The following is a 23,303-nucleotide window of genomic DNA, read 5'->3' on the forward strand; positions in this document are numbered from 1 at the left end:
TCCTAACCCGCATGCCCGTCTGCCGCTGTTTCCGGACGGTGGTCATATCCGCGGTCCCTCTTCTGCAATTCCTCGTGGCTGGCCGGATAGGTGCGATCCAGGCTGAGCAGGTATTCGACGAGATCCAGCGCTTCTTTGCGAGCCACGACCACCCGGCCGCCCGGCGGCTGGAACTGGGCGGGCAGGCGCACCACGACGTCGTCCTGCGCAGCTTCATCCTTCACGTCGAACATATAGGGATATGAAGGCATGATGCTCCAATCGAAGATGGCGCGCGGCTGGTACAGGTGCGTCAGATGCCAATCGCGGCTTTTCAGGCGGGCGCCGACGTTGAGCAGGTCGGGGCCGGTACGCATGGTGCCCAGCAGGTGGGGCGTGTCGTAGAAATAGTCTCCCGGCGTCGAGGCGCGGCCCCAGCCGCGGGCGCCGTCGAATAGCGTTTGGCCTGTGGAGCGGGGCTGCTGGCTGTGGCAGTAGATACAACCGTTGGCGACGTACTGCTGGCGTCCGAACAACTGCTGCTCGGTGTAGGGCTGGAGCTGCGCCGGCGGCTGCGATGTGCGAAGCTGCCAGGCGGGCAGAATCACCAGCATCAGTGTGGCGAGCAGCAAGACGCCAATTGCGCCAATGAGAAGTGGCAAAAGTTTGTTCATGACGCTTTCACAGGAGCGAACGTATCGACGGAATTGGTGCTCGATTCTTTTTTCAGCAGCAGCAAGGCGAAATGTGCGGCAAAGACGAAGTGGCCCAAGGTCATCAACGTGCCGCCGATGGATCGGCCTTCAAGATAAGGAATCATCGATCGGGTGATTTCGGCAAAGCTCGATCCCGGATCCATCAACCCCATGCCTTGCAGGACGCCAGCGATGGTCAGGGAGACGAAGTAGATCGTGAATCCGACCACCACCAGCCAAAAATGCGTTTGCACCAGTTTCGGGTAGGGCCAGCGCCGGCCAACGATGTGCGGCATCATGTAATAGAGAGTGCCAAACAGCACAAGCGAAACGAAGCCATAGGCGCCCAGGTGTGCGTGCCCGACGGTGTAATGGGTGAAGTGAGTGATCGAGTTGACCGAACGTATTGCCTCGATTGAGCCCTGAAAGGAAGAGAGGGTGTACATCAGCGCGCCGATCCATACGAACCGGAGCGACATTGACTGCTTGAACGCCCACATGTTGGTGGCGACAGTGACGTGCTGGTTGATCGCAACGGCGATTACCGGGACAAACATCATGATGCTATGGACAACAGACAGCGTCACCGCCCAGGTCGGGATCGGTCCGCCCATCAGGTGGTGGATGCCGACCTGGCTGTAGAACAACGCCAGGCTCCAAAAACCGAGGAGCGAGACGTTGTATGAATACACCGGTTTGCCGATGATCTTGGGAATAATGTAGTAGGCCATGCCAACGCCCATGGGCGTCAGCCACAATCCCAGCACGTTATGGGCGAACCACCAATTCACTGTCGCCTGCTGAGCGCCCACGTGCAGGCCGGGTATGTTCGCCACCAGGAACAAGAAGGGAAACCACACCATGCCGGCTAAGAAATACCAGCCAGACACATAGATGTGACGTGATTTCCGCCGTGCAGCAGTCTCAATCGCAGGCCAGGCAAGGAAGAAACCGCCCAATGCAAGCACCAAGTCGATTTGCCATGGGAATTCCAGCCACTCAATGCCATCGGACCAGCCGTTAGCGACGGCGATGGTCCCACCCAGAACACCCAGCGTCCAAAGAAAGGCCCCAAGATAGGCCATATTGGGCCGTCGAAGGGGCGTGTGGAAGATTCGTGGCAACAGCCATAAAGCCACGCCGATGCCTGTGACCGAAAGCCAGCCATAGGCAACGATATTCAGATGTAGTGTGCGTGCACGGCCAAAAGTGATCTGCGCAACATCCGCGAGCCAATCTGGCCAGTGCAGCTTCAAGGATGCAATGACGCCGAATGTTGAGCCTATCAGTAGCCAGAGAATGCCAGCCGTGATCAGAACCAGAACTGGGCCCTTCCCGGCGCGATCGATGCCAGCGCGCAATACGTCGAAGTGATGTGATTCGTCCTCGTTCTGTTTACCAAAAGAGGAGCTGTCGTCGGGATGGCCGAGCTCTCCTTCCATGAAAATCGTGGAAGCCTCGGCTTTACCCACGAATATCAACTTATTGGCAACAGCCCAGACGAGAATGCCCAGCGCCACCAATGAAGCGACAAAGCTTGTCGCTAGCAAGGTTCCCAGTATAGGTGTCATAGCATACGTGTCCGCTTCCATAGGGGCTGCATCCGGTAGAGTCGTATCCGGTGCTGCCTCAGGAGATACGTGGCAATCCAGATTAAATACAGCCAAATTGGAGACACAATAAGTTGCCAGAATTAAGGCAGCATTAAGAGGTGATGCGAGGGTGAGCAAAGCTTGAAAGACTGTTAAGATTTTTGCTTGATTGAGAGTTCAGAAGGTTTCCGGCGCTTGTACGCAAGGATAATGAAATGCATATTTTGCTCGTAGAAGATGATCTCCTCGTCGCGAGCGGTATTGTGGCGGGACTGAGATTGCATGGCTTGACGATCGACCACGTGAGCACGGCTAACTTGGCGGATGCTGCATTGGCGACGTCATACTTTGATGTATGCATCCTTGATCTTGGGCTGCCAGACGAAGATGGAATGGCATTGCTGCGCCGTTGGCGCGAAGAAGGTCGTGATCTTCCCGTTCTCGTATTGACGGCACGTGACGCGCTCAGCCATCGTGTGGAGGGACTACTTGGAGGGGCTGATGATTACCTGGTCAAACCTTTCGAGTTGGATGAGTTGCAGGCACGGTTGCACGTACTGACGCGCCGGGTCGCGGGCCGCAACACCGACTGCATGAATCACGGGGAACTGAAGTTCTGTTCGTCGACAGGCCGAGTATGGCTAGCCGATGAGCCGGTAGCGCTGGCACGTCGCGAGTTGTCATTATTGCGCGCCTTGCTGCAGAATCCCCAGGCCATCCTTAGTACAGAGCAGCTTTGCGATAGCGTCTATGGTTATGAGCAGAACGTGGAAAGCAATGCGATCAACGTACATATTTATCATTTGCGCCGCAAGCTCGGAAATAATATTGTCGAAACAGTGCGTGGACTCGGTTATAGGCTTGGTTCAGCCGAGAAGGTAGTGGGAACATGAGTCTGCGCTTGCGCCTTTTGCTGTATATCGGTATTTCGCTGACTGCGCTTTGGACTTTGGTGGCGACCTGGATGTTCATTGACGCCCGTCAGTCGTTAGGCCAGGCATTGGACAACCGTCTGGCGGCGTCCGCACGAATGGTTGCCGGGCTGGTTTCCCAATTTCCCGAACCTCAAGATATTGCCGCAATGGGTGATAAGCCATTGGACGTCGTCGCCCGAGATGGGGTGGCGTGCGAAGTAAGCCTCGTGCGCGGTGAAGTCGTGATTGAAACCGTGGCACGTACGGCAGGCAGTCCGGAACTGATGCATGCTGATCCAGGCTTCAGTACCTATATATACGGTAATAAGCGATGGCGTACCTATGTACTGCGGCAGGGCGACGTTCAGATCGCTACCGCCGACAGCATCGACGTCAGAGAGGCATTGGTCAAAGAGTTGATCCTTTCGGCAGGGGTGCCGTTCGTTGTCGCTTTGTTTGGCACCCTGATCGTGCTGTGGTTGGGCATTACCCGTGGACTGGCGCCCGTGGAGCGTATTCGTAGCCTTCTGGCACGGCGCCGGCCCGGCGACGATAGTCCATTGCCTGAGGTGAAGGCCCCTGTAGAGTTACAGCCGCTCCTGCATACGATCGAGCAACTTTTGGAGAGACTGCAGGACGCAATCGTGCGAGAGCGCCGATTCACCGATAGCGCGGCGCACGAATTGCGTACTCCCCTTACCGGTGTGAAAACACACATTCAAGTGGCGAAGCTTGCGTTGCAACGGCGAGATGAAAAAGCCACCATGGAAGCAGCCCTCACCAGCGCAGACCAAGGGGTACAGCAGCTGCAGAATATCCTTCAGCGTTTGCTTGATCTGGCGCGGTTAGAAGGCCATTCTGTCGCGAAGGAGGTTAGCGATCCGATTGAGGCTGCATCCATTGCAATTGAGGCATTGAAGCCAATGTACGGTGATTCTATAGGTAGGATATCGGTGCAAGGGGCTGACAACTCGCGACCGGTACGCGCCGCCCGACCACTTCTAGTTGGGGCAATTCAAAACCTAATTGATAATGCAATACGCTACGCGCCCACCGACACTCCCATTACGATTCGCTTGGAGCCGCAAAGCAATGGCACCATGCACATTAGTGTGCTGGACGAAGGCGCTGGCCTGAATGCGCAAGAGCGGGCTCAAGCAGTTAATCGGTTTTGGCGTGGAGACCCAAAAATACCCGGCTACGGACTAGGCCTATCTATTGTGAACGCGATTGCACGTCGACATGCGGGCGCATTTGAGCTTCTGGAACGGGATGGCGGCGGGCTGGAAGCACGACTTACGCTTCCAGTAGCGGGCGATACTACGCTTTCTTGAGTTTTCTGCGAAGCCTTAAGCTTCCCTTAATCCTGCAGGTGCATGATTCACCTAAGTTTACCTGCAGGAGTTCAGCTTGTCTGTCTATCGGATTGCCCGTGCGGCTCTCGTACTGTTTTGTTTTGCCGTTGGAAGTGCCTGGGCAGGCAATGGTCTGTTTTCGTCGGCCACGGAGCCCGAATTTCTTGAAGCCTCAGACGTATTCAAGGTAGAGGAGGTGAGGCAGCAAGGCGGAGAGTATATAGTCGAAGGGCAGATTGCCGACGGCTATTATGTCTACCGCCACTCGTTGAAGCTGGTCGACGACAACGAGAATGCTGTTGATCTGGCTCTCCCTGCTGGAACGCCCCGGCATGACGAGTTTTTTGGCGATACCGTCATCTACACCGGCGATACGGCCCGTCTGCGCTTCCCGGCGGCTGTAACCGGCCCACTGACACTGCATTGGCAAGGCTGTGCAGAAGACGGTATCTGCTATCCACCGCAGACGATGCATATCAGCGCGCCAGCAGCGACAGCGGTAGCTGACGGTCAGGCTGTCGAGCAACCGCCTCAGGCATCGGAACCTGAATCAGTCTCGGAGCGCGGGCCTGATTCGGCCGGCATGCCTTCGGGCGCCAGTGTTGGCGAGGATCAGGCGGCTGCTCAGCGACTTGCTGCGCTGGGGCCTATTGCCGGCACGCTGCTGTTTTTCGGATTCGGCCTATTGTTGGCTTTTACGCCCTGCACTTTGCCGATGATTCCCATCGTTTCCACCATGGTCGTTGGTAGCCAGGCCAAGCCGCGTCGGGCTTTCGTTTTGTCGTCGTCATACGTCCTGGCGATGGCGGGTACCTACGCTGCAGTGGGGGTGGCGGCTGGACTGGTGGGTGCCAATTTACAAGCCACGCTGCAGTCGCCTTGGTTGCTCAGCGCCTTCGCGGCGCTCTTTCTCATTCTGGCCAGTTCGCTATTCGGTCTGTTCGAGTTGCGCTTGCCATCCGCTGTGACGAATCGCCTCCAGGCAGCGGGGCCTGCTCGTTCGGGGGGGAGTATCACCGGTGCGGCGGTGTTGGGTTTTCTGTCGGCGCTTTTGGTTGGTCCGTGCATGACGGCTCCCTTGGCGGGTGCGCTGTTGTACATCGGGCAGACGGGCAGTGCGATCCAAGGGGGGCTGGCTTTGTTTGCGCTGGGTTTGGGTATGGGCCTGCCATTGTTGGCCATTGCTGTGTTCGGCGCCCGTGTGCTGCCCAAGCCCGGTGCGTGGATGGATCGGGTGCGCGTCGCCTTCGGCTATGTCATGGTTGGCATGGCAGTGATGATGCTGACGCGTTTTCTGACCGGAACGACGAGTCTGTTGCTCTGGGGGGCCTGGATGCTGCTGGTGGCGGTGGGGCTCGTCGCTTGGGCGCAAGCCGTTACGAATAGGCAGCGGTTGGCGTGGAGCTTGCGTTCGGCGGCGGCGTTCGTCGGTCTGTGGTCTGTCCTGATGCTCGTGGGCGCCGCTTCAGGGGGTGACGCCGCCTTGCAGCCCCTGGCGCATCTGCGCGGCGCGCCCGCTGCGGCCACGCCAACCGCCGAGGTCAGTTATATCCAGGCGAAATCGGTGGCCGACGTGGATGCTCGCCTGGCGGAAGGCGCCGCGCGCGGCCAGTGGACCTTGATTGATTTCTACGCCGACTGGTGCGTCAGCTGCCATGTAATCGAGCGCAATGTATTCGGCGATCCCGCGGTTGCGGCGCAGCTGGCGCGTATGCAGGTCGTGCGGCCAGACGTGACGCGTAATGACGCTACAGATAAGGAACTGCTCAAACACTGGGGCGTCATGGGGCCGCCCACGCTCATACTGGTGGGGCCGGATGGTACGGAACGGCGGGATCTGCGTGTGGTGGGTGAGATCGGTGCGCGCGAGTTTCAGGACCGCCTGGACGCGGCGGGGGTGTCATGAGCGGCATTGGTCCATTTCCTATACAGGTCGTCACGGTTATTGCCGCCGTACTGCTGGCTTGGCTGACAGCACGAATTGTCGGTCGGAGGACGCCTGATGTGTCTTACAAAGCCGCCGGATCAATGATTCTTGACGCCGTGTTTTGGGGGCTCTTGACGGCACGCTTGGCATACATTGCGCAGTGGTGGGAGGAGTACTCGGCCACACCCAGATCCATGATCGCCATCGGCGATGGTGGATTTGTCTGGTGGGTTGGCGTGCTGGTGGTCGTTGCTTACATCTGGCGGCGAACCCGGTCCGCTCAGATCTTGCGCGTCCCCGTGATGGCGGGCGTCATGGTCGGCGTCGCCGCATGGGCCCTCGCGGGCGGGGTGCTCGCTTTATTGCTGCGCGCCGCGCCGCCTTTGCCGGACCTGCAACTGGCGACGCTGGACGAACATCCCGTTTCGCTGAGCGAGTATGCGGGGCGCCCCATCGTGCTCAATCTTTGGGCGAGCTGGTGTCCGCCATGCCGACGCGAGATGCCGGTGTTTGAACAGGCTCAGACCGATTTTCCGGATGTGGCCTTCGTGTTGGTCAACCAAGGGGAAAGCGCGCAGCAGGCGCAGGCTTTTCTTGAAAGTGAGGGTTTGAGCTTGACGGATGTTTTACTTGACCCCGCTTCCGAGGCCATGCGCACAATGAACTCGCGTGGCTTGCCCACCACCTTGTTTTTCGATGCGCAAGGCCGTCAGGTGGACATGCATTTGGGCGAGATCACCATGCCCAGCCTCAAGGACAAGATGCTGCGTCGTTTTGACCTATCCTCCGGCTCGGGAGCCGAAAAATGATAACCAAGCTTACACCGGCTTTACGCCTGCTCATTCTTGTTGTCGTCACCCTCATGCTGATGGCGGGCTGCAATCAGGCAGACAACGCAGAAAACTCCTCAACAGCACTGGGATTGGAAGCTGACAAGCTGGCGCAGCAGGCCGCGCTGTCTTTGCCGGACTTGCAGTTAATGACGCTGGAGGAGCGTCCCGCCCACTTGAGTTCGTATGTGGGAGTGCCGGTCGTGCTCAATCTTTGGGCGACCTGGTGCCCACCATGCCGGCGCGAGATGCCGGTGCTCGAGCAGGCCCAGGCGGCATTTCCCGATGTAGCCTTCGTCTTGATCAATCAGGGGGAAAGCGCGCAACAGGCTAAAGCGTTTCTTCGTAGCGAAGGTCTGAATTTGAAGGATGTTCTGCTCGATCCATCGTCCAAGGCGATGCAGGAAATGCGGACGGGTGGCTTGCCCACTACCTTCCTTTTCGATGCACAAGGACGCATGGTGGACTTGCATTTAGGCGAGATCACGATGAGTGATCTCAAAGACAAGATATCACGCCATTTTTGACCATTCATTTAACCCAGTACGGATAAGGAACGACTATGTTTGCACCGCGGGTGCTTTTCGCTTTCATGACTGCGGCGCCTCTCATTCTGATGCCCAGCGGAGGCCTGGCCCAAGTCACGGATAAACCGCCAGTTATCGACGCGTTGGAAGACCAAGGTGTCATCTTCAAGCAGGAGTTCGAGGCCGGTAAAGGCGTGCGCGCCTTCGCCGGTGTTCTCGGCGACAGCCCCGTCGCGGTCTACGTCCTGGCCGATGGTAATGCCGTTGCGGGCACGCGCCTGAATGCCAAGGGCGAACCGATTGACCAAGCGACACTGCAGAGCCTGGTTGCCAAGCCAATCAGCGACCAGGCGTGGGCGCAGCTGGAGTCGGCCACGTGGGTGCTGGATGGCAAGGCAGACGCGCCGCGTATCGTCTATGCCTTCACCGATGCAAATTGTCCCTATTGCCATTTGTTCTGGGAGGCCGCGCGTCCGTGGGTTGATGCCGGAAAGGTCCAGTTGCGCCACCTGTTAGTCGGCGTCATCAAAGAGGACAGCCCGGCCAAAGCGGCGGCGATTCTTGGCGCAGCCGATCCTTCAGCCGCGTTGCGAGAGAATGAAGTCAAGTTCGACCAGGGCGGTATTACGCCCGCCAAGAGCGTACCGGACGATGTACAGCGGACGCTCGAAGATAATCAGATGCTCATGCTTTCGATGGGATTTCGAGGAACCCCTGGCATCATCGTTCAGGACGATAAAGGGTTGATCCAGAAGTACAACGGCATGCCGCAACAGGGCGCGTTGACCGAAGTGTTGGGTCCGCGCTGATGGATCATCTGAGTACAGACGTACGGAATTATGTGTCAAGGCAGGGGGCATGATGCTTAGTGGCGGGCTGCTTGGGCTTGTAATCGGCGCTGTCTTAGGACTCACTGGGGCTGGAGGCGGTATCTTTGCCGTACCGGCACTGGTGTTTGGCCTGGGTATGGATATGCGTGCGGCTGCTCCTATGGCACTCATGGCCGTTGGTTCCGCAGCGATGCTTGGTGCATTGCAAGGGCTGCGCCAAGGCCTTGTTCGGTACAAAGCCGCGATTGTCTTGGCGACAGCGGGTACCATTACTGCGCCACTCGGCATCAGGCTGGCTCACTGGCTTCCTTCCCGGTGGCTGAACTTGATCTTTGTCGCCGTCATGCTTGTGGTCGCCTACCGCATGTTCATGTCTTCACGCGGTGTTCAAAACGATGGCGAGTTGCCCCTGATGCAATCTGGGATTTGCAAAGTATCCAAGGAGACCGGACGCTTCATCTGGAACCCACGCACCGTCACAACGCTGGGCGGTATCGGAGTGGTCTCGGGCCTTTTTACCGGCATGTTGGGCATCGGCGGTGGATTCATCATCGTCCCCGCGCTGGGGTACTTCAGCGAACTTCGCATGCACAGCATCGTCGCAACATCTCTGTTGGTGATTGCACTGCTATCTGTAGTCACCGTCTTCATTGCGTCAGAACAAGGTCTTTCACTTACTGCTGCAACTTGGGCATTCTCGGCCGCCGCACTCGCAGGCATGGCGGGCGCTCGCTTGCTGGTGCCGAAGATTTCCTCAATGGTATTACAGCGAATTTTTGCCATCGCCTGCGTTGTGGTGGCGGCCATGATGCTCACGCGCAATATCGGCTAACGGTTCTTAGACAGGCGCGCTGTTGCGAACATGCTTCAACGCCCATTTCTTTAATTATGGATAAAGGGAGTTCAATGCCCAACCGGAAAATCGATGTCGCCATTATTGGCGCAGGCACTGCGGGAATCACAGCATTCCATGCGATAAAAGCTGCAGGCAAGCAAGTGGCTCTCATTGATCGAGGGCCACTGGGCACGACGTGTGCCCGCGTCGGATGTATGCCGTCGAAAGCTGCGTTGCATGCGGGTATGCGCTGGAAGACCGTAAAGCAATTGCCAGATGGCGCTGTGCTCTTCCCGCGAGGACGACAAGCTTTGTGGAAGCATGCTCGCGAGACACGGGACATGTTGGCCAACGGGGCAGCGGAGCGTACGCGCAATGCGGCAAAAGATAGTCTGATTCTGGCCGAAGCAAGCTTCATTGAACCTGGCGTCTTGCAGATAGGATCGGAGTGTCTCGAAGCCGATGCCTTTATTGTCGCTACCGGTTCTAGCCCTGTTGTGCCCAAAGCACTTGAAAGTGTTGCGACTAGAATCCTGACAACCGATACCCTTTTCGACCAGGAGTCTCTGCCGAAACGATTGGGAATTCTTGGCATGGGAGCGGTTGGCCTTGAGCTGGGTTTGGCGCTCGCTCGTCTAGACGTAGAAGTAATAGGAGCCGATCAGCGCCATACTATCGGTGGTATTCAAGATCCCATGGTTCAGGAGCGGGCCATTTCAGCATTCATAAGCGAGCTGCCGATGTGGCTGGGAGACTCGGTGGAAATCCACCTGGCGGGCGAAGGGGTACTCATGCGTACGAGTGAGCATAGTGCCGTTGTGGACCGCCTTCTGGTCGTCACAGGACGGGCTCCCAGTACTGCTGCACTGAATCTGTCGGTTGCGGGAATTTCGCTGGATGATCAAGGTAGGCCATCTATTGACCCCGTTACCATGCAGGCCTCAGATGTGCCGATTTTCTTTGCCGGCGACGTGCAACCCGACCGAGCTTTGATGCACGAGGCAGCGGATGAAGGACTAATGGCGGCGCAGGCCGCATTGTCCTACTTGCGCGATGAGCAGCGGCCAAGTACTTCACGCCGAGTGCCGATGTCGATCTTGTTTACGGACCCGGATGTTTGCACTGTAGGGGTGTCCTACGATGCCGCGATGCAGCAGGGCGCGATCATAGGGTTGGCCGAAGGCAGTGGCAATGGTCGCTCCAAGATACTGGGTGCACAAGATAACCTGCTGCGAGTTTATGCCGAGCCGGATACGGGCATTTTGCTTGGCGCCAGCATGCTGCTGACTCGAGGTGAACATATAGCGCACCTGCTCGCATGGGCGATTCAGGCGAAGCAAACCGTCAATGAGCTACTGACCATGCCGTACTACCATCCCTCCATCGAGGAGATGTTGCAGAGCGCTTTGAAATCGGCGTCCCAGCAAATCGGTACTTAAAGTGACCCACATTCATAGGAGCCGCTTATGACTGTCCATGCCCGTTCGATTTCTAGCTTTATTCTAGGATTAGTTTTTGCAATCCATATATAGCGTGGCCCTCGAGCCGCCACTGCTCGATTTAATGTCCTAATTATGATGAACAGTATGCAGCAAGATAATGAACTGAAAGTTGTGTTTCACGCACCGACGTCTGAGGCGCTTCAGCGGGCGCGCAGCAACGCGATGAACTTGAGACGGGAGGATCCTGGAGCAGATGTGTGTATCGTCATTAATGCTGAGGCGGTTGCCGAAGCCTTGGATGAGGCGCATCCAGATGCGGATGAGTTCACATGGGTGTGTCCGAATACTCTTGCTCGAATCAATAGGGAGAATCGACAGCCGCTTCGCTTACTGGATAGAGCCGCAGTCCTTGAGCTTGTTCGCCTACAACAAAGCGGTTGGGCATACATTCGGTCGTAATAGCTTGTCCATCTGGCATAGCGTGTTCCCAAGCATAAAGTCAGCCTCTTTCCCGGTCGGGTATTTGCGTTCCGCTACGGTGTTGACCCTGTCTGGTGGCGTACACGCAATGACATTCGCGATAGGCCCGCTGCCTTCCTGGTCGTTGGCGATTGTACAGATCGCATCTTTGGCGGTGCTTGTGCGTGTCGTTGGCGATGCCAAGTCGCTTAAACAAGCTGCCATACGAGGTTGGTGGTTCGGCGCGGTGAGCTTCGGAGTCGGTTTGTACTGGCTCTTTATTAGCATGAATCACTATGGAGGTCTTTCCGCTACGCTGGCTGCTGCTGGTGTAATTGCGTTATCGGCCTTTCTGGCTTTATTTACCGGTATAGCATGTGCAATTTTTTCTTGGCTGCGGCCACCGTCTTTACGCACAGCGCCCCTAATGGGTGCTTTGGCTTGGTCGGGAGCATGGGCAAGTATGGAGTGGCTGCGCGCTGTGGCCTTTTCCGGGTTCCCATGGCTGAATATCGGCTACGCTCATGTTGATAGCCCGCTGGCAGGATGGGCGACAGTCCTGGGCGTGCATGGTACCGCGCTGTCAGCTGCGTTCGTAGCGGCTGCACTGGCCGCTCTTTGTTCGTCTCCTACTTCTTTGCGCCGGCCTGCCATTTTCACGCTGTCTGCGCTGGTAGTCGTCGTCGGCGTGGGCGAGCTTTTGACTCATGTCGAATGGGCTTCGGCCGAAGGTAAGCCATTGAATATTCGGCTAGTTCAAGGAAATATTAAGCAGTCTCAGAAGTTTGATCCGGCATTGCTTGAACTGGGCATTGCCAGGCACTTGCAGCTTGCGACGAAACCGCCTCTTCCTGACGAACCAGTTCCCGATCTAATCGTGCTGCCTGAGACCGTACTACCAGTATTCCAGGACCAGCTCGAAGCCCATGTCTGGAAAGCGTGGCGCGACGTTGCCGAGCGCCAGCACAGTACGATTGCTATGGGGGCGCCTCTTCGAATCGCACAAACGAACGGAGAGTTTCGGTATACCAATAGTGCAATTGGTTTTGACGCTAGTACGCCGGTGCAGCAGTTGATAGAAGGCACGATGCCGCAGCGATATGATAAGCGCCACTTGGTACCATGGGGCGAATATGTACCACCGGGCTTTGAGTGGTTCGTGCAGATGCTCGACATACCCATGGGCGAGTTCGACCGCGGTCCTATCCGACAGACTCCGTTCACGGTAGGCGAGCAGCAACTGGCCTTCAACATTTGCTATGAGGACGTTTTCGGGCCGGAAATTCTACCGGCGTTACTCGCGAGCTCCGGCAGCGACGAAGGTGCGAGCGTTATCGTCAACATAAGCAATCTCGGCTGGTTCGGTGATACGTGGGCACTTCGCCAGCATCTACAAATCGGCCGGTTGCGCAGCATTGAGACTGCTCGACCTATGGTGACTTCCACCAACACCGGCATTACGGCATCTATTGATCCGCATGGCCGTGTTCTGGCCGCATTGCCCCCACACCGCTCTGGCGTGCTGCCGGTCACGGTGCAAGGTATGACGGGCCTAACCCCGTATACCCGCTTCGGCGATAGCCCCGTGCTGATGTTGGTAGCGGTATTTCTGGTGATTGCTGTCCGATGTCGTTATAGCCGTCGCTTGTCGAGCATGTGGCACTCGAATGCGCTGCAGTCCAGCAGCGGAAGTAACGGAGGCATTTGAGAAACCGGTCATCGATGGTGGGGAAAACACCTCTAACGAGCTACGGCATTTGCTAAGTGCTCGTGGGATCAGGTCAAGCTAATTAATGGAGAGTGCGGTGGAACTGCGTCATCTGCGTTGCTTTCTAGCGGTTGCTGAAGAGCTCCATTTTGCACGCGCCGCGGAGCGGCTCCACATCGAGCAGTCACCCCTGTCGCGCGCTATCAAAGAACTAGAAGATGAGTTGGGTGTTGTGTTATTCGCTCGAACTACACGAAGCACTCGACTGACCCGGGCGGGGCTGCTGTTCTTGGAGCATGCACAACGAGTCTTCGTCTCCTTAGAGCAAGCCAGAGACAGTGTCAAAGCGGCGGCCAATGGCTTCTACGGTCAATTGCGCTTCGCGTTATCCGATGGCATTACTCCATTACGCTTACCGGCCTTGTTAGCGCTCTGCCGCCAGGAGGAGCCTCAAGTTGAAATCCGCCTATTCGAGGTGCCTGTGTCGCAGCAGCTCAAAGGGCTGCAAGAAGACTTGTACGATGTGGGGCTTGCACAATCCAATGAGGTTGGAGATGGCATAGTTGCCGAACCGGTATGGAGCGACCCGCTGATGGTAGCCGTGCCGGCGAGACATCCGTTGCTGAGTTATAAGCGAATTCCTTTGAGTGAAGTCCTGCGGTATCCACTTGTGCTGTGTGATCCTTTGGCATGTGAAGGGTTCTCCCGTCAAATAGACCGGGTGTTGCGGCAGGCCGAAGTAGAGCCTCTAATCGCAGAGCGAGTTGCATCTTACGACCTGATGATGGCATTGGTGTCGGCGGGTTTTGCACTTAGCCTAGCTAGCGCCCCACATATTGCTGCAAGCCGGGAGCCAGGTATAGTGGCACGGCCGCTAGCGGGCCGCCCGCCGATGTTGATGACGTACCTGCTGCGTCGGGATGATGATGTTTCTGATGAGTTGTCCCGCTTTATCAAGCGCGTGCAGGCTATTGACATACTCCGTCAGTTCAAGCCGATGTAATCTGAAGTCGACTCTAAGGAGCAGATAGAGCCATGAAACGAGTCACCCTTATTCTTCTGGTAGCCACACTAAGCGGTTGCGGCCAATCAGAAATACCCGAACAGAAACCGGATGTCGCGACTGTAGAGGAGTTGGCTGCCGACCCGACGACGTTAAAAGAGCTACGCGAGCAGTGCAAAACAGATCGTACCAATATGGGAGATCTACTGTGTGACCGGGTGGCTCAAGCAACGCGCCAGCGCTTCTACGGTGACGGCACTGTACCTTACACCCCATCGGATACGCCACCCAAGTTCTGATTTGTCGGCATTTTCTGACAAATCCCGTTTTTCTTTGCCAACACGCCGCAGCGCGCCCACGCCTGCGGCTTTTTTCTTGTATTCGCTCCTATATGAATTGATGCTTTTTTCGTCAGCATTGTCCCGATAAGAGTCTTTGACCTGCACTGGCCCGGCACCGATCCTCATATGGCAGGCACACCCACGTGCCGCCTTTTTGAGGAATCAGCGCAGGAGACATCGGAGGCCAGGCTATGCAAGGGACGAACGTGCTGTTCGGGCAGATCGCCGTCGTATTCGGCATCGTGATCGCCGGAGTGTGGAGTGCCACACAATGGACAGCCGCCGCCCTGGGCTATCAGCTACGCCTGGGTTCGCCCTGGTTCGATGTCTACGGCACGCCGATCTATCTCCCTTGGAAACTGTTCGAGTGGTGGTTCTTCTTCGACGCCTATGCCTCCGAGGTTTTCAATATCGGTGGTCTGATCGCGGGCGGCAGCGGCCTGATTGCCGTGGTGGTTGCCATCGGCATGTCGATCTGGCGCTCGCGCCAGGCACGGATGGTCACCACCTACGGTTCAGCTCGCTGGGCCGAGACGAGCGACATCCGTGAAGCCGGACTGACCCAACCCGTTGGCGTTTTCCTCGGTCAGCACGAGGGGCAGTACCTGCGCCACGAAGGACCGGAGCATGTGCTGGCCTTCGCGCCCACGCGCTCGGGCAAAGGCGTGGGCCTGGTGGTGCCCACCTTACTCGCCTGGCCGGCGTCGGCCGTCATTCACGACATCAAGGGCGAGAACTGGCAGATCACGGCCGGGTGGCGCGCGCGCTTCTCGCACTGCCTGTTGTTCAACCCCACAGATAGCCAATCCGCAGGGTACAACCCGCTGCTGGAAGTACGGCGCGGCGCGCATGAAGTGCGCGATGTGCAGAATATCGCGGACATCTTGGTCGATCCCGAAGGTGCGCTGGAGCGCCGCAACCATTGGGAGAAAACCAGTCATGCGCTGCTGGTGGGCGCCATCCTGCATGTGCTCTATGCGGGCGAAGACAAGACGCTACGCGGCGTGGCGAACTTTCTGTCCGACCCGGCCTGCCCGTTCGAGCTGACCTTGCATCGGATGATGACGACCCCGCACCTGGGCACGGATGGGGATGAAGGCAGACCGCATCCGGTGGTGGCCTCCGCCGCGCGTGAAGTGCTCAACAAGTCGGATAACGAACGCTCGGGCGTGCTGTCCACCGCGATGTCGTTCCTCGGCCTGTACCGCGACCCCACGGTGGCCGAAGTCACTTCACGCTGCGACTGGCGCATTGCCGACCTGATCGCTGCCGACCATCCCGTGTCGCTCTATCTGGTGGTGCCGCCGTCCGACATCAGCCGCACCAAGCCGCTGATTCGCCTGATTCTCAATCAGATCGGGCGGCGGCTGACGGAATCGCTGGACGGTTCCGACGGCATCGCTCGCCGCCACAAGCTGCTGCTGATGCTCGATGAGTTCCCGGCCCTGGGCCGCCTGGACTTCTTCGAGACGGCGCTGGCCTTCATGGCCGGTTACGGCATCCGCAGCTTCCTGATCTCGCAGTCGCTCAACCAGATCGACAAGGCTTACGGCCAGAACCATTCCATTCTGGATAACTGCCATGTGCGCGTGACCTTCGCCACGAACGACGAGCGTACCGCCAAGCGGATTTCCGAAACTTTGGGTACGGCCACCGAACTGCGCGCCCAGCGTAACTATGCGGGCCACCGGCTCGCACCCTGGTTGGGGCACCTGATGGTGTCGCGCCAGGAAACAGCGCGGCCGCTATTGACCCCCGGCGAAGTCATGCAGCTTCCTCCCGATGAGGCGGTGGTGATGGTTTCCAGCGTGGCGCCGATCAAGGCTAAGAAGCTGCGCTACTACCTGGATGCCAATTTCAAGCATCGCGTGCTGGCGCCGCCGGTACTTGCCGCCGGGCGCTATGCGGATGCACCGCCGGCCCGTCCCGATGATTGGAGCGGTCTGTCGATTCCGGCTGTTCCCGTTGCGCCCGCCTCGGCGGGTGGCGATGGCATGGCGGGCGTGGCCGATGACGGCGGCCCGCGCCATCGGCCCGAGCTAGACGAAGCCGCCACCTACAGCCCGCAGCCAGAGTACCCCGCCAGCGACCTGGCGCTGCTCGATGACGACGATCTGGCGCCTGTTCTTCCCAGCCAGCTTGATCCGGCCATGCAGCGCGTGGCGCGGCTGGCTGTCCTCGACCCTGATGACGGAATCCAGTTATGAGCCGATATCGCCTGAATCTCTTCATCCACCCTGAACACGCCAAGCGCCTGGACGAGCTGGCCGCCAAGAAAGGGGTGTCCAAATCGTCCATCGTCGCCGCCGCCTTGGCTTCGTGGCTCTCGCCCGATGCCGGCGACCAGCGCGAAGCGGCGATGGCCAAGCGCCTGGATCGCCTGTCACGCCAGTTCGAGCGCTTGGAGCGTGACCAGAATATCCAGATCGAAACGCTGGCGCTGTTCGTGCGCTACTACCTGACGGTCAGCACGCCGGTGCCCGAAGCCCATCAGGATGCGGCCCGTGCGCAGGGCAAGGCGCGCTTTGAGCAATTCGTCGAACAGCTTGGCCGCCACCTGCTGCGCGGTCGCAGCCTGGTGCGCGACGTGGTGGATGAGTTGCACCCCGAGCCGATACGTATGGACGACGCGCCAGCGCATTTCGAAGCGCAGGAGCGTGTCTCATGACTATCGCGCCGCAGTCCTTGCATGAACCTCGTTCGTCCGCGTCCACATCGCTGGACCGCCGCATCCAGATGCTGCGCACAGCAATGGGGCCGCTGATCGCCGCCGCGCTGGAAGACCCGGACGTGGTGGAAATCATGCTCAACCCCGACCGCAGCCTGTGGATGGATCGGCTCTCTACGGGCCGCACGCCGTTGGGCGTCGAGCTGTCCGAAGCCGATGGCGAGCGCATCATCCGGCTGGTCGCGACGCACGTTGGCGCGGAAGTGCATCGCGGCCAGCCGCTCTTGAGCGCTGAACTGCCCGAAACAGGCGAGCGCTTCGAGGGCATCTTGCCGCCCGCCGCACCCGGCCCGGCTTTTGCGCTACGCAAGCGGGCGGTGAGCATCCTCAGCCTGGATCGCTATGTGGCCGACGGCATCGTCACCGCTGATCAGGCCGGGTTTCTGCGGCTTGCGGTACGTGAGCGGCAGAACATCCTGATCGCCGGCGGCACCAGCACCGGCAAGACCACGCTTGCCAACGCCTTGTTGGCCGAGATCGCCGCCACGGGCGACCGCGTACTGGTGCTGGAAGACACCATTGAACTGCAATGCGCGGCCCGTGACCACGTGCCACTGCGCACCCGCGCCGGGGTCGTGTCGATGCAGGAGCTGGTGCGCGCCACCATGCGTCTGCGCCCCGACCGCGTGGTGGTTGGCGAAGTGCGCGGCGGCGAAGCCCTGGATCTCATCAAGGTCTGGGGCACCGGCCATCCCGGCGGTATCGCCACCATCCATGCTGGCTCCGCCTTGGGTGCGCTGCTGCGCCTGGAGCAACTGATTCTGGAAGTCGCGGTGAACCCGCCGCGTGCGCTCATCGCCGAGGCGGTCAACGTCGTGATCCACATCGCCGGACGGGGCCGTAAGCGCCGCGTCGAAAGCATTGCCCGTGTCATGGGTTTCGATGCGGCGGGCTATCGCCTGGGGGATGCGCTGGAGACGCCGCTTTCTGCACCGTCACCTATTTCCGATGCCGCACCCGCTGCGGCGATCTTCCCATCCCCTGATTCCGTTGGAGAACTGCCATGACGCCTGCTGATGTATTTCGTATTTCCGTGATTCCGCTTTCTACTATGAACCGCCTGCGTCTGCTTGTCCGGCCTGCCGCGCAAGGGTTGCTGCTGGCCATGATGTTGATGCTCCTGGCCGGCGCAGCACACGCCGCTGGTTCCTCCATGCCCTGGGAAGGGCCGCTGCAATCCATTCTGGAGTCCATTCAAGGGCCGGTGGCGCGCATTGTGGCGGTCATCATCATTATCGCCACGGGGCTGGCGCTCGCCTTTGGTGACACCAGCGGAGGCTTTCGCAAACTGATTCAAATTGTCTTTGGTCTGTCCATCGCGTTCGCCGCATCTTCGTTCTTCCTGTCGTTCTTTTCGTTCTCGGGCGGGGCCGTCGTATGAGTGTCGACACCAAAGGCGCATCGAGCTTCGCGTCCGGCTTTGAAATTCCGCTGCATCGCTCGCTGACCGAACCCATCCTGCTGGGCGGCGCACCGCGCACCGTGGCCATTGCCAACGGCACGCTGGCGGCTGCCGTGGGGCTGGGTCTGCAATTGTGGATACCGGGCGTCGTGCTGTGGATCGTCGGCCACTCTCTGGCGGTCTGGGGCGCGCGGCTGGACCCGCAGTTCATGCAGGTGTTCGCGCGCCACATTAAGCACAAATCGTTGCTGGACGTATAAGAGGATACCGTCATGCTGAACCTTGCCGAATATCGCCAGCGTCCCGCCTTGCTGGCAGACTGGCTGCCCTGGGCCGGATTGGTTGCGCCGGGCATCGTGCTGAATAAGGATGGTTCCTTTCAGCGCACGACTCGTTTTCGCGGACCTGATCTGGATAGCGCGACCCAAAGCGAGCTGATCGCCACGACGGCGCGCTTGAACAATGCACTACGGCGCCTGGGGTCGGGCTGGGCGCTTTTCATTGAGGCCGAGCGCCGCCCGGCGGCGGGCTACCCCCATTCGGACTTTCCTGAAGCCCTGTCCTGGCTGGTCGATCAGGAGCGCCGCGCCGCCTTCGAAGAGGCTGGGAATCACTTCGAGAGTGCCTATTACTTGACGTTCGTGTTCCTCCCACCCGAGGAGTCTCGCGCCCGCGCAGCGGGGCTGCTCTATGAGAACCGTCCCGCCGAAGGCGTGGACTGGCGTGAGCGGCTGGCCGCATTCGTAGCGGAAACGGATCGCGTCTTTGATCTACTTGATAGCGTGATGCCAGAAATCGGCTGGCTGGATGACAGCCAGACGCTCGCGTACCTGCATTCCACCATCTCGACACGGCGTTACGGCATCGGTGTGCCGGAAGTGCCGTTCCATCTGGATGCGCTGCTGAGCGATTGCGCACTGGTGGGTGGGCTGGCACCGACACTGGGCGACGCACATCTGCGCGTGGTATCGGTGCGGGGCTTCCCGACGTCCACCTGGCCGGGCATTTTGGATGACCTTAACCGGCTTGGTTTTGCCTATCGCTGGAGTACGCGCTTCATCTGTATGGACAAAGCCGAGGCGGAAAAGGAGCTGCGCCGCCTACGTCGTCAGTGGTTCGCCAAGCGCAAAAATGTCGTGGCGCTGCTGCGGGAAACGATTTTCCAGCAGGAGTCGCCTCTGGTCGATACCGATGCCAGCAACAAGGCCGCCGATGCAGATGCTGCCTTGCAGGAGTTGGGCAGTGATCAAGTCGCCTTTGGCTACGTCACCACTACCGTGACGATGCTGGATGCCGAACCCGCTGCGGCCGATGAAAAGCTGCGCATGATTGAACGCGTCATCCAGGGCCGGGGTTTTGTGACGATTCCTGAGACGCTGAATGCTGTGGATGCCTGGCTCTCGTCCATCCCCGGCAACGCCTACGCAAATGTACGGCAACCGATTGTGTCTACATTGAATCTGGCGCACATGATGCCGGTATCAGCAGTGTGGGCTGGACCGGAGAAAAACAACCATCTGGACGGCCCCCCGCTGATTATCACGCGCACCGAAGGCGCCACACCATTCCGGCTGGTGACGCATATCGGCGACGTGGGCCACACCCTGGTCGCAGGACCGACCGGCATGGGCAAGTCGGTGCTGCTGGCCGTCCTGGCCAAGCAGTTTCGCCGCTATCGCGGTTCACGTATTTTCGCCTTCGACATGGGCCGTTCAATGCGCGCCACCATCTTGGGCCTGGGCGGGGAGCACTATGACCTTGGCAATGATGGTGAGATTGCCTTTCAGCCGTTGGCGCGCATTGACCACGACGGCTACCGCACTTGGGCCGCAGAATGGATCGAAGGTCGCTTGCTGCACGAAGGCATGGCCGTCAGCCCCGACGATAAAGTCGCCATCTGGTCGGCGCTGGGGAGCCTCGCAGGTGCGCCGGTGGAGCAGCGCACGTTGACGGGTTTTTCCGTGCTGCTGCAATCGAACACATTGCGCCAAGCGCTTGCGCCCTATGTCCTGGGCGGCTCACACGGCAAGCTGCTGGATGCCGACCATGACCGGCTGGGCATGGCCGACGTGCAGGGCTTCGAGATGGAAGAATTGATGCACAGTCCGGCCGCCGTGCAGGCGGTGCTGCGCTATCTGTTTGCCAGGTTTGATGAACGCTTCGATGGTGCTCCCACCCTCCTGATTCTAGATGAAGCATGGTTGTTTCTCGATGAACCGTCCTTTGCCGCTCGTATCCGGCAGTGGTTGAAGACCCTGCGCAAAAAGAATGTCAGCGTCATCTTTGCCACGCAAAGCTTGGCTGATATCAAGGATTCGAGCATCGCGCCAGCCATCATCGAAAGCTGCTCCAGCCGCATCTTCCTGCCCAATCCACAGGCGACCGAACCGCAGATTCGCACGATCTACGAAGGCTTTGGCCTGAATAGCCGACAGATCGAGATTGTCGCCACCGCCCAACCCAAGCGCGACTACTACTACCAATCGCGTCTGGGCAATCGTCTGTTCGACCTTGACCTGGGACCGGCGACGCTGGCCTTTGCGGGGGTGTCCACCCCGCAAGACCAGCGCGACATCGACCGAATCCTGCTAGACGCTGGGGTCCCCGGCTTTGCGGGCGCTTGGCTGCGCCATCGCGGTCTGGGCTGGGCTGCCGATCTGCTGCCCGATTTTCCCGGTCTCTCGCCCGTTCCCGAGCTTTCCCCTTCATCCCTGGAGAACCTGCCATGAAAACCCGCGCGCTATCCGTATCGCTTGCCGTCGTGCTTTCGATGTCGTTACTCGCTGTTTCGCCCGCCTGGGCCTGGAAAACGGTCTTTGATCCGTCCAACTATACGCAAAATACGCTGACTGCCGTCCGCACGTTGGAGCAGATCAATAACCAGATTAGCCAGCTTCAGAACGAGGCGCAGATGTTGATGAATCAGGCACGTAATCTGGCGAGCCTGGATTTCAACGTCGTGAACCGTCTGCGTACCGCGCTGGCCGCCACCGACCGTTTGATCGGCCAGGCGCAGGGGCTCAGTTACGAGGTGGCGCACATGGATCAGGAATTCGCCCGCCTGTATCCCGACCAGTACGCCGCAACTGTCAGCGGCGACAGTATGGCTCAGGATGCGCGGGCGCGCTGGCAGAACACGCTTAATGGCTTGTACACGGCCATGCGGGTGCAGGCGCAAGCCTCGCAGAACCTGCGCGACGATGAAAGCGCGCTGGCAGATCTGGTGAACCAAAGCCAGTCGGCGCAAGGCGCGTTGCAGGCCATGCAGGCGACCAACCAGCTTCTGGCTTTACAGGCCAAACAGAGCATTCAGGCGCAGCAGCTTCAGATTACCCAGGATCGGGCTGCCGCCTTGGAGCTGGCCCAGCAAGCCGCCGTGACCGAGCGCGCCCGTGAAGTACGGCGGCGCTTCCAGGGCAGCGGCACGCCATACACGCCACAGGCCGTGACCTTCTACGGCAACTGACCGGAGCGCTTGAGCCATGAACGACGTGGCGGTGATCGACCGTTTTCTCGCTACCTTTGCGCAGTACATCGACTCGGGGTTCGGGCTGCTGCAAGGCGACGTGGCGTTTCTCACCGCCACCCTAGTTGTCATCGACATGACGCTGGCCGGCCTGTATTGGGCAATGGGTCACGCCAGCGGCCAGGGCGATGACGTGATCGCCAAGCTGCTGCGCAAGGTGCTTTACGTCGGCGCCTTTGCCTACATTATCGGCAATTTCAACGCGCTGGCTGGGATCCTGTTCCGCTCGTTCGCGGGATTGGGGCTGATGGCCTCGGGCTCGTCGTTGAGCATGGGTAACTTTCTGCAGCCAGGGCGGCTGGCCAAGACCGGCATTGATGCCGCCGCGCCGATTCTGGAGCAAATCGGCGACATGGCGGGCTTTCCCCAAGTATTCGCCAACATCGACCCCATCGTGGTGCTGTTCCTGGCCTGGATGGTGGTGGTGCTGAGCTTCTTCGTGCTCGCCATCCAGCTTTTTGTGACGTTGATCGAGTTTAAGCTGACCACGCTTGCCGGCTTTGTGCTGGTGCCGTTTGCCCTCTGGAACAAAACCTCGTTCCTTGCTGAGAAGGTACTGGGCAATGTGGTGTCTTCAGGGGTAAAGGTGCTGGTGCTGGCCGTGATCGTCGGCATTGGCAGCGGCTTGTTTGCCGAGTTCCAGGTGCATCCCGATGAGCCGTCCATCGACTATGCGCTGGTCATCATGCTGGCCTCGCTCTCTTTGCTGGCGCTAGGAATATTCGGGCCGGGCATCGCTACGGGGCTTGTCTCCGGCGGGCCGCAGTTGGGCGCGGGCTCCATGGCCGGTGCCGCCGTGGGTGCTGTCGGGACTGCGGTTGCCATCGGTGCGGCCGCCACAGGGGTGGGTGGTGCGGTGGCGGCAGGCGCGCGCATGGTCCCGGGTGCCGTCCGCATGACATCCGGCGCAGCGCGCTCCATCGGTTCAAGTGTGGGCAGCATCCGGTCGGCCTCTCAGACAGGTCCTACAGCGGGTAGCGGCCTTAAAGGAGCGGCGGGGGTGACTTCCGCTTCTGGCGCCGGGATAGGTGCGTCCGGTGTTGCGTCATCTGAACCAGCCGGCACCGCACAACCGGCCTGGGCCAAGCGCCTGCACCGCAGACAACAACTGACGCAAGCCGCCACGACTGCCGCCCATGCTCTACGCGGTGGGGATGGCGGCGGCACGGGCCAAGGTCCGAGCCTTCGTGATGCCGATTCATAAGGAGAA

21 protein-coding genes are annotated in these 23,303 nt (G+C 59.3%); 19 read left to right on the plus strand and 2 right to left on the minus strand.

Annotated elements, in window-relative coordinates; translation table 11 throughout:
* Positions 1-2: 2 nt before the first annotated feature.
* Both CSC67_RS09260 and CSC67_RS09265 read right to left on the minus strand, forming a co-directional pair.
* The gene (locus CSC67_RS09260) at positions 3-653 is read right to left on the minus strand and encodes a cbb3-type cytochrome c oxidase subunit II (RefSeq protein ID WP_118994223.1); all 651 of its coding nucleotides are present in this window, start codon (positions 651-653) and stop codon (positions 3-5) included.
* The gene (locus CSC67_RS09265) at positions 650-2,245 is read right to left on the minus strand and encodes a cbb3-type cytochrome c oxidase subunit I (RefSeq protein ID WP_118994359.1); all 1,596 of its coding nucleotides are present in this window, start codon (positions 2,243-2,245) and stop codon (positions 650-652) included. The genes CSC67_RS09260 and CSC67_RS09265 overlap by 4 nt, the downstream gene beginning before the upstream one ends.
* Before the next feature lie 236 nt (positions 2,246-2,481).
* Here CSC67_RS09265 and CSC67_RS09270 point away from each other — a divergent pair, with 236 nt between their 5' ends.
* The 19 genes from CSC67_RS09270 (at position 2,482) to trbL (ending at position 23,297) form a co-directional block, all read left to right on the plus strand.
* Positions 2,482-3,159 carry a response regulator gene (locus tag CSC67_RS09270; protein WP_118994224.1) on the plus strand — a complete coding sequence of 226 codons (678 nt, stop codon included), beginning with the start codon at positions 2,482-2,484 and terminating at the stop codon, positions 3,157-3,159.
* Positions 3,156-4,514 (plus strand): sensor histidine kinase, encoded by a 1,359-nt coding sequence (locus tag CSC67_RS09275; protein WP_118994225.1) that lies wholly within the window; start codon positions 3,156-3,158, stop codon positions 4,512-4,514. Before CSC67_RS09270 ends, CSC67_RS09275 begins: the two co-directional genes overlap by 4 nt.
* A gap of 76 nt (positions 4,515-4,590) precedes the next feature.
* Positions 4,591-6,441 carry a protein-disulfide reductase DsbD gene (gene dsbD / locus CSC67_RS09280; RefSeq protein ID WP_228255685.1) on the plus strand — a complete coding sequence of 617 codons (1,851 nt, stop codon included), beginning with the start codon at positions 4,591-4,593 and terminating at the stop codon, positions 6,439-6,441.
* Positions 6,438-7,271, plus strand: a complete 834-nt coding sequence (locus CSC67_RS09285) for a TlpA disulfide reductase family protein (protein WP_118994227.1) — start codon at positions 6,438-6,440, stop codon at positions 7,269-7,271. The genes dsbD and CSC67_RS09285 overlap by 4 nt, the downstream gene beginning before the upstream one ends.
* Positions 7,268-7,819, plus strand: coding sequence for a TlpA family protein disulfide reductase (locus CSC67_RS09290; RefSeq protein WP_118994228.1), 552 nt, complete (start codon positions 7,268-7,270; stop codon positions 7,817-7,819). Before CSC67_RS09285 ends, CSC67_RS09290 begins: the two co-directional genes overlap by 4 nt.
* Before the next feature lie 35 nt (positions 7,820-7,854).
* Positions 7,855-8,628 carry a thiol:disulfide interchange protein DsbG gene (gene dsbG, locus CSC67_RS09295; protein WP_118994229.1) on the plus strand — a complete coding sequence of 258 codons (774 nt, stop codon included), beginning with the start codon at positions 7,855-7,857 and terminating at the stop codon, positions 8,626-8,628.
* Between the two features lie 49 nt (positions 8,629-8,677).
* A complete protein-coding gene (locus CSC67_RS09300) occupies positions 8,678-9,481 on the plus strand; it encodes a sulfite exporter TauE/SafE family protein (RefSeq protein ID WP_118994230.1) in 804 nt (267 codons plus the stop codon).
* A 74-nt stretch (positions 9,482-9,555) separates the two neighbouring features.
* Complete coding sequence (locus tag CSC67_RS09305) at positions 9,556-10,923, plus strand: dihydrolipoyl dehydrogenase (protein WP_118994231.1); 1,368 nt, start codon at positions 9,556-9,558, stop codon at positions 10,921-10,923.
* A gap of 571 nt (positions 10,924-11,494) precedes the next feature.
* Positions 11,495-13,093 carry an apolipoprotein N-acyltransferase gene (gene lnt, locus CSC67_RS09315; protein ID WP_118994232.1) on the plus strand — a complete coding sequence of 533 codons (1,599 nt, stop codon included), beginning with the start codon at positions 11,495-11,497 and terminating at the stop codon, positions 13,091-13,093.
* A 97-nt stretch (positions 13,094-13,190) separates the two neighbouring features.
* Positions 13,191-14,096: a LysR family transcriptional regulator gene (locus CSC67_RS09320; RefSeq protein WP_118994233.1), complete on the plus strand. Its 906-nt coding sequence runs from the start codon at positions 13,191-13,193 to the stop codon at positions 14,094-14,096.
* A 32-nt stretch (positions 14,097-14,128) separates the two neighbouring features.
* Positions 14,129-14,395 (plus strand): EexN family lipoprotein, encoded by a 267-nt coding sequence (locus CSC67_RS09325; protein ID WP_118994234.1) that lies wholly within the window; start codon positions 14,129-14,131, stop codon positions 14,393-14,395.
* 233 nt (positions 14,396-14,628) lie between these two features.
* Positions 14,629-16,644, plus strand: a complete 2,016-nt coding sequence (locus CSC67_RS09330) for a conjugal transfer protein TraG (RefSeq protein WP_118994235.1) — start codon at positions 14,629-14,631, stop codon at positions 16,642-16,644.
* A complete protein-coding gene (locus CSC67_RS09335) occupies positions 16,641-17,105 on the plus strand; it encodes a ribbon-helix-helix protein, CopG family (protein ID WP_118994236.1) in 465 nt (154 codons plus the stop codon). Before CSC67_RS09330 ends, CSC67_RS09335 begins: the two co-directional genes overlap by 4 nt.
* On the plus strand, positions 17,102-18,172 hold the full coding sequence (gene trbB, locus CSC67_RS09340; protein ID WP_118994237.1) for a P-type conjugative transfer ATPase TrbB: 1,071 nt from the start codon (positions 17,102-17,104) through the stop codon (positions 18,170-18,172). Before CSC67_RS09335 ends, trbB begins: the two co-directional genes overlap by 4 nt.
* Entirely contained in the window at positions 18,169-18,546 is a 378-nt protein-coding gene (locus CSC67_RS09345; protein ID WP_118994238.1) for a TrbC/VirB2 family type IV secretion system protein, read from the plus strand. The genes trbB and CSC67_RS09345 overlap by 4 nt, the downstream gene beginning before the upstream one ends.
* Positions 18,543-18,827: a VirB3 family type IV secretion system protein gene (locus CSC67_RS09350; RefSeq protein ID WP_118994239.1), complete on the plus strand. Its 285-nt coding sequence runs from the start codon at positions 18,543-18,545 to the stop codon at positions 18,825-18,827. Before CSC67_RS09345 ends, CSC67_RS09350 begins: the two co-directional genes overlap by 4 nt.
* 12 nt (positions 18,828-18,839) lie before the next feature.
* Complete coding sequence (gene trbE / locus CSC67_RS09355; protein ID WP_118994240.1) at positions 18,840-21,296, plus strand: conjugal transfer protein TrbE; 2,457 nt, start codon at positions 18,840-18,842, stop codon at positions 21,294-21,296.
* On the plus strand, positions 21,293-22,033 hold the full coding sequence (gene trbJ, locus CSC67_RS09360; protein WP_118994241.1) for a P-type conjugative transfer protein TrbJ: 741 nt from the start codon (positions 21,293-21,295) through the stop codon (positions 22,031-22,033). Before trbE ends, trbJ begins: the two co-directional genes overlap by 4 nt.
* Positions 22,034-22,049: 16 nt before the next feature.
* Positions 22,050-23,297, plus strand: coding sequence for a P-type conjugative transfer protein TrbL (gene trbL, locus CSC67_RS09365; protein ID WP_118994242.1), 1,248 nt, complete (start codon positions 22,050-22,052; stop codon positions 23,295-23,297).
* Positions 23,298-23,303: the final 6 nt, after the last annotated feature.

This window comes from Pusillimonas caeni, from assembly GCF_003545815.1.
Taxonomy (GTDB): Bacteria; Pseudomonadota; Gammaproteobacteria; order Burkholderiales; family Burkholderiaceae_B; genus Pusillimonas; species Pusillimonas caeni.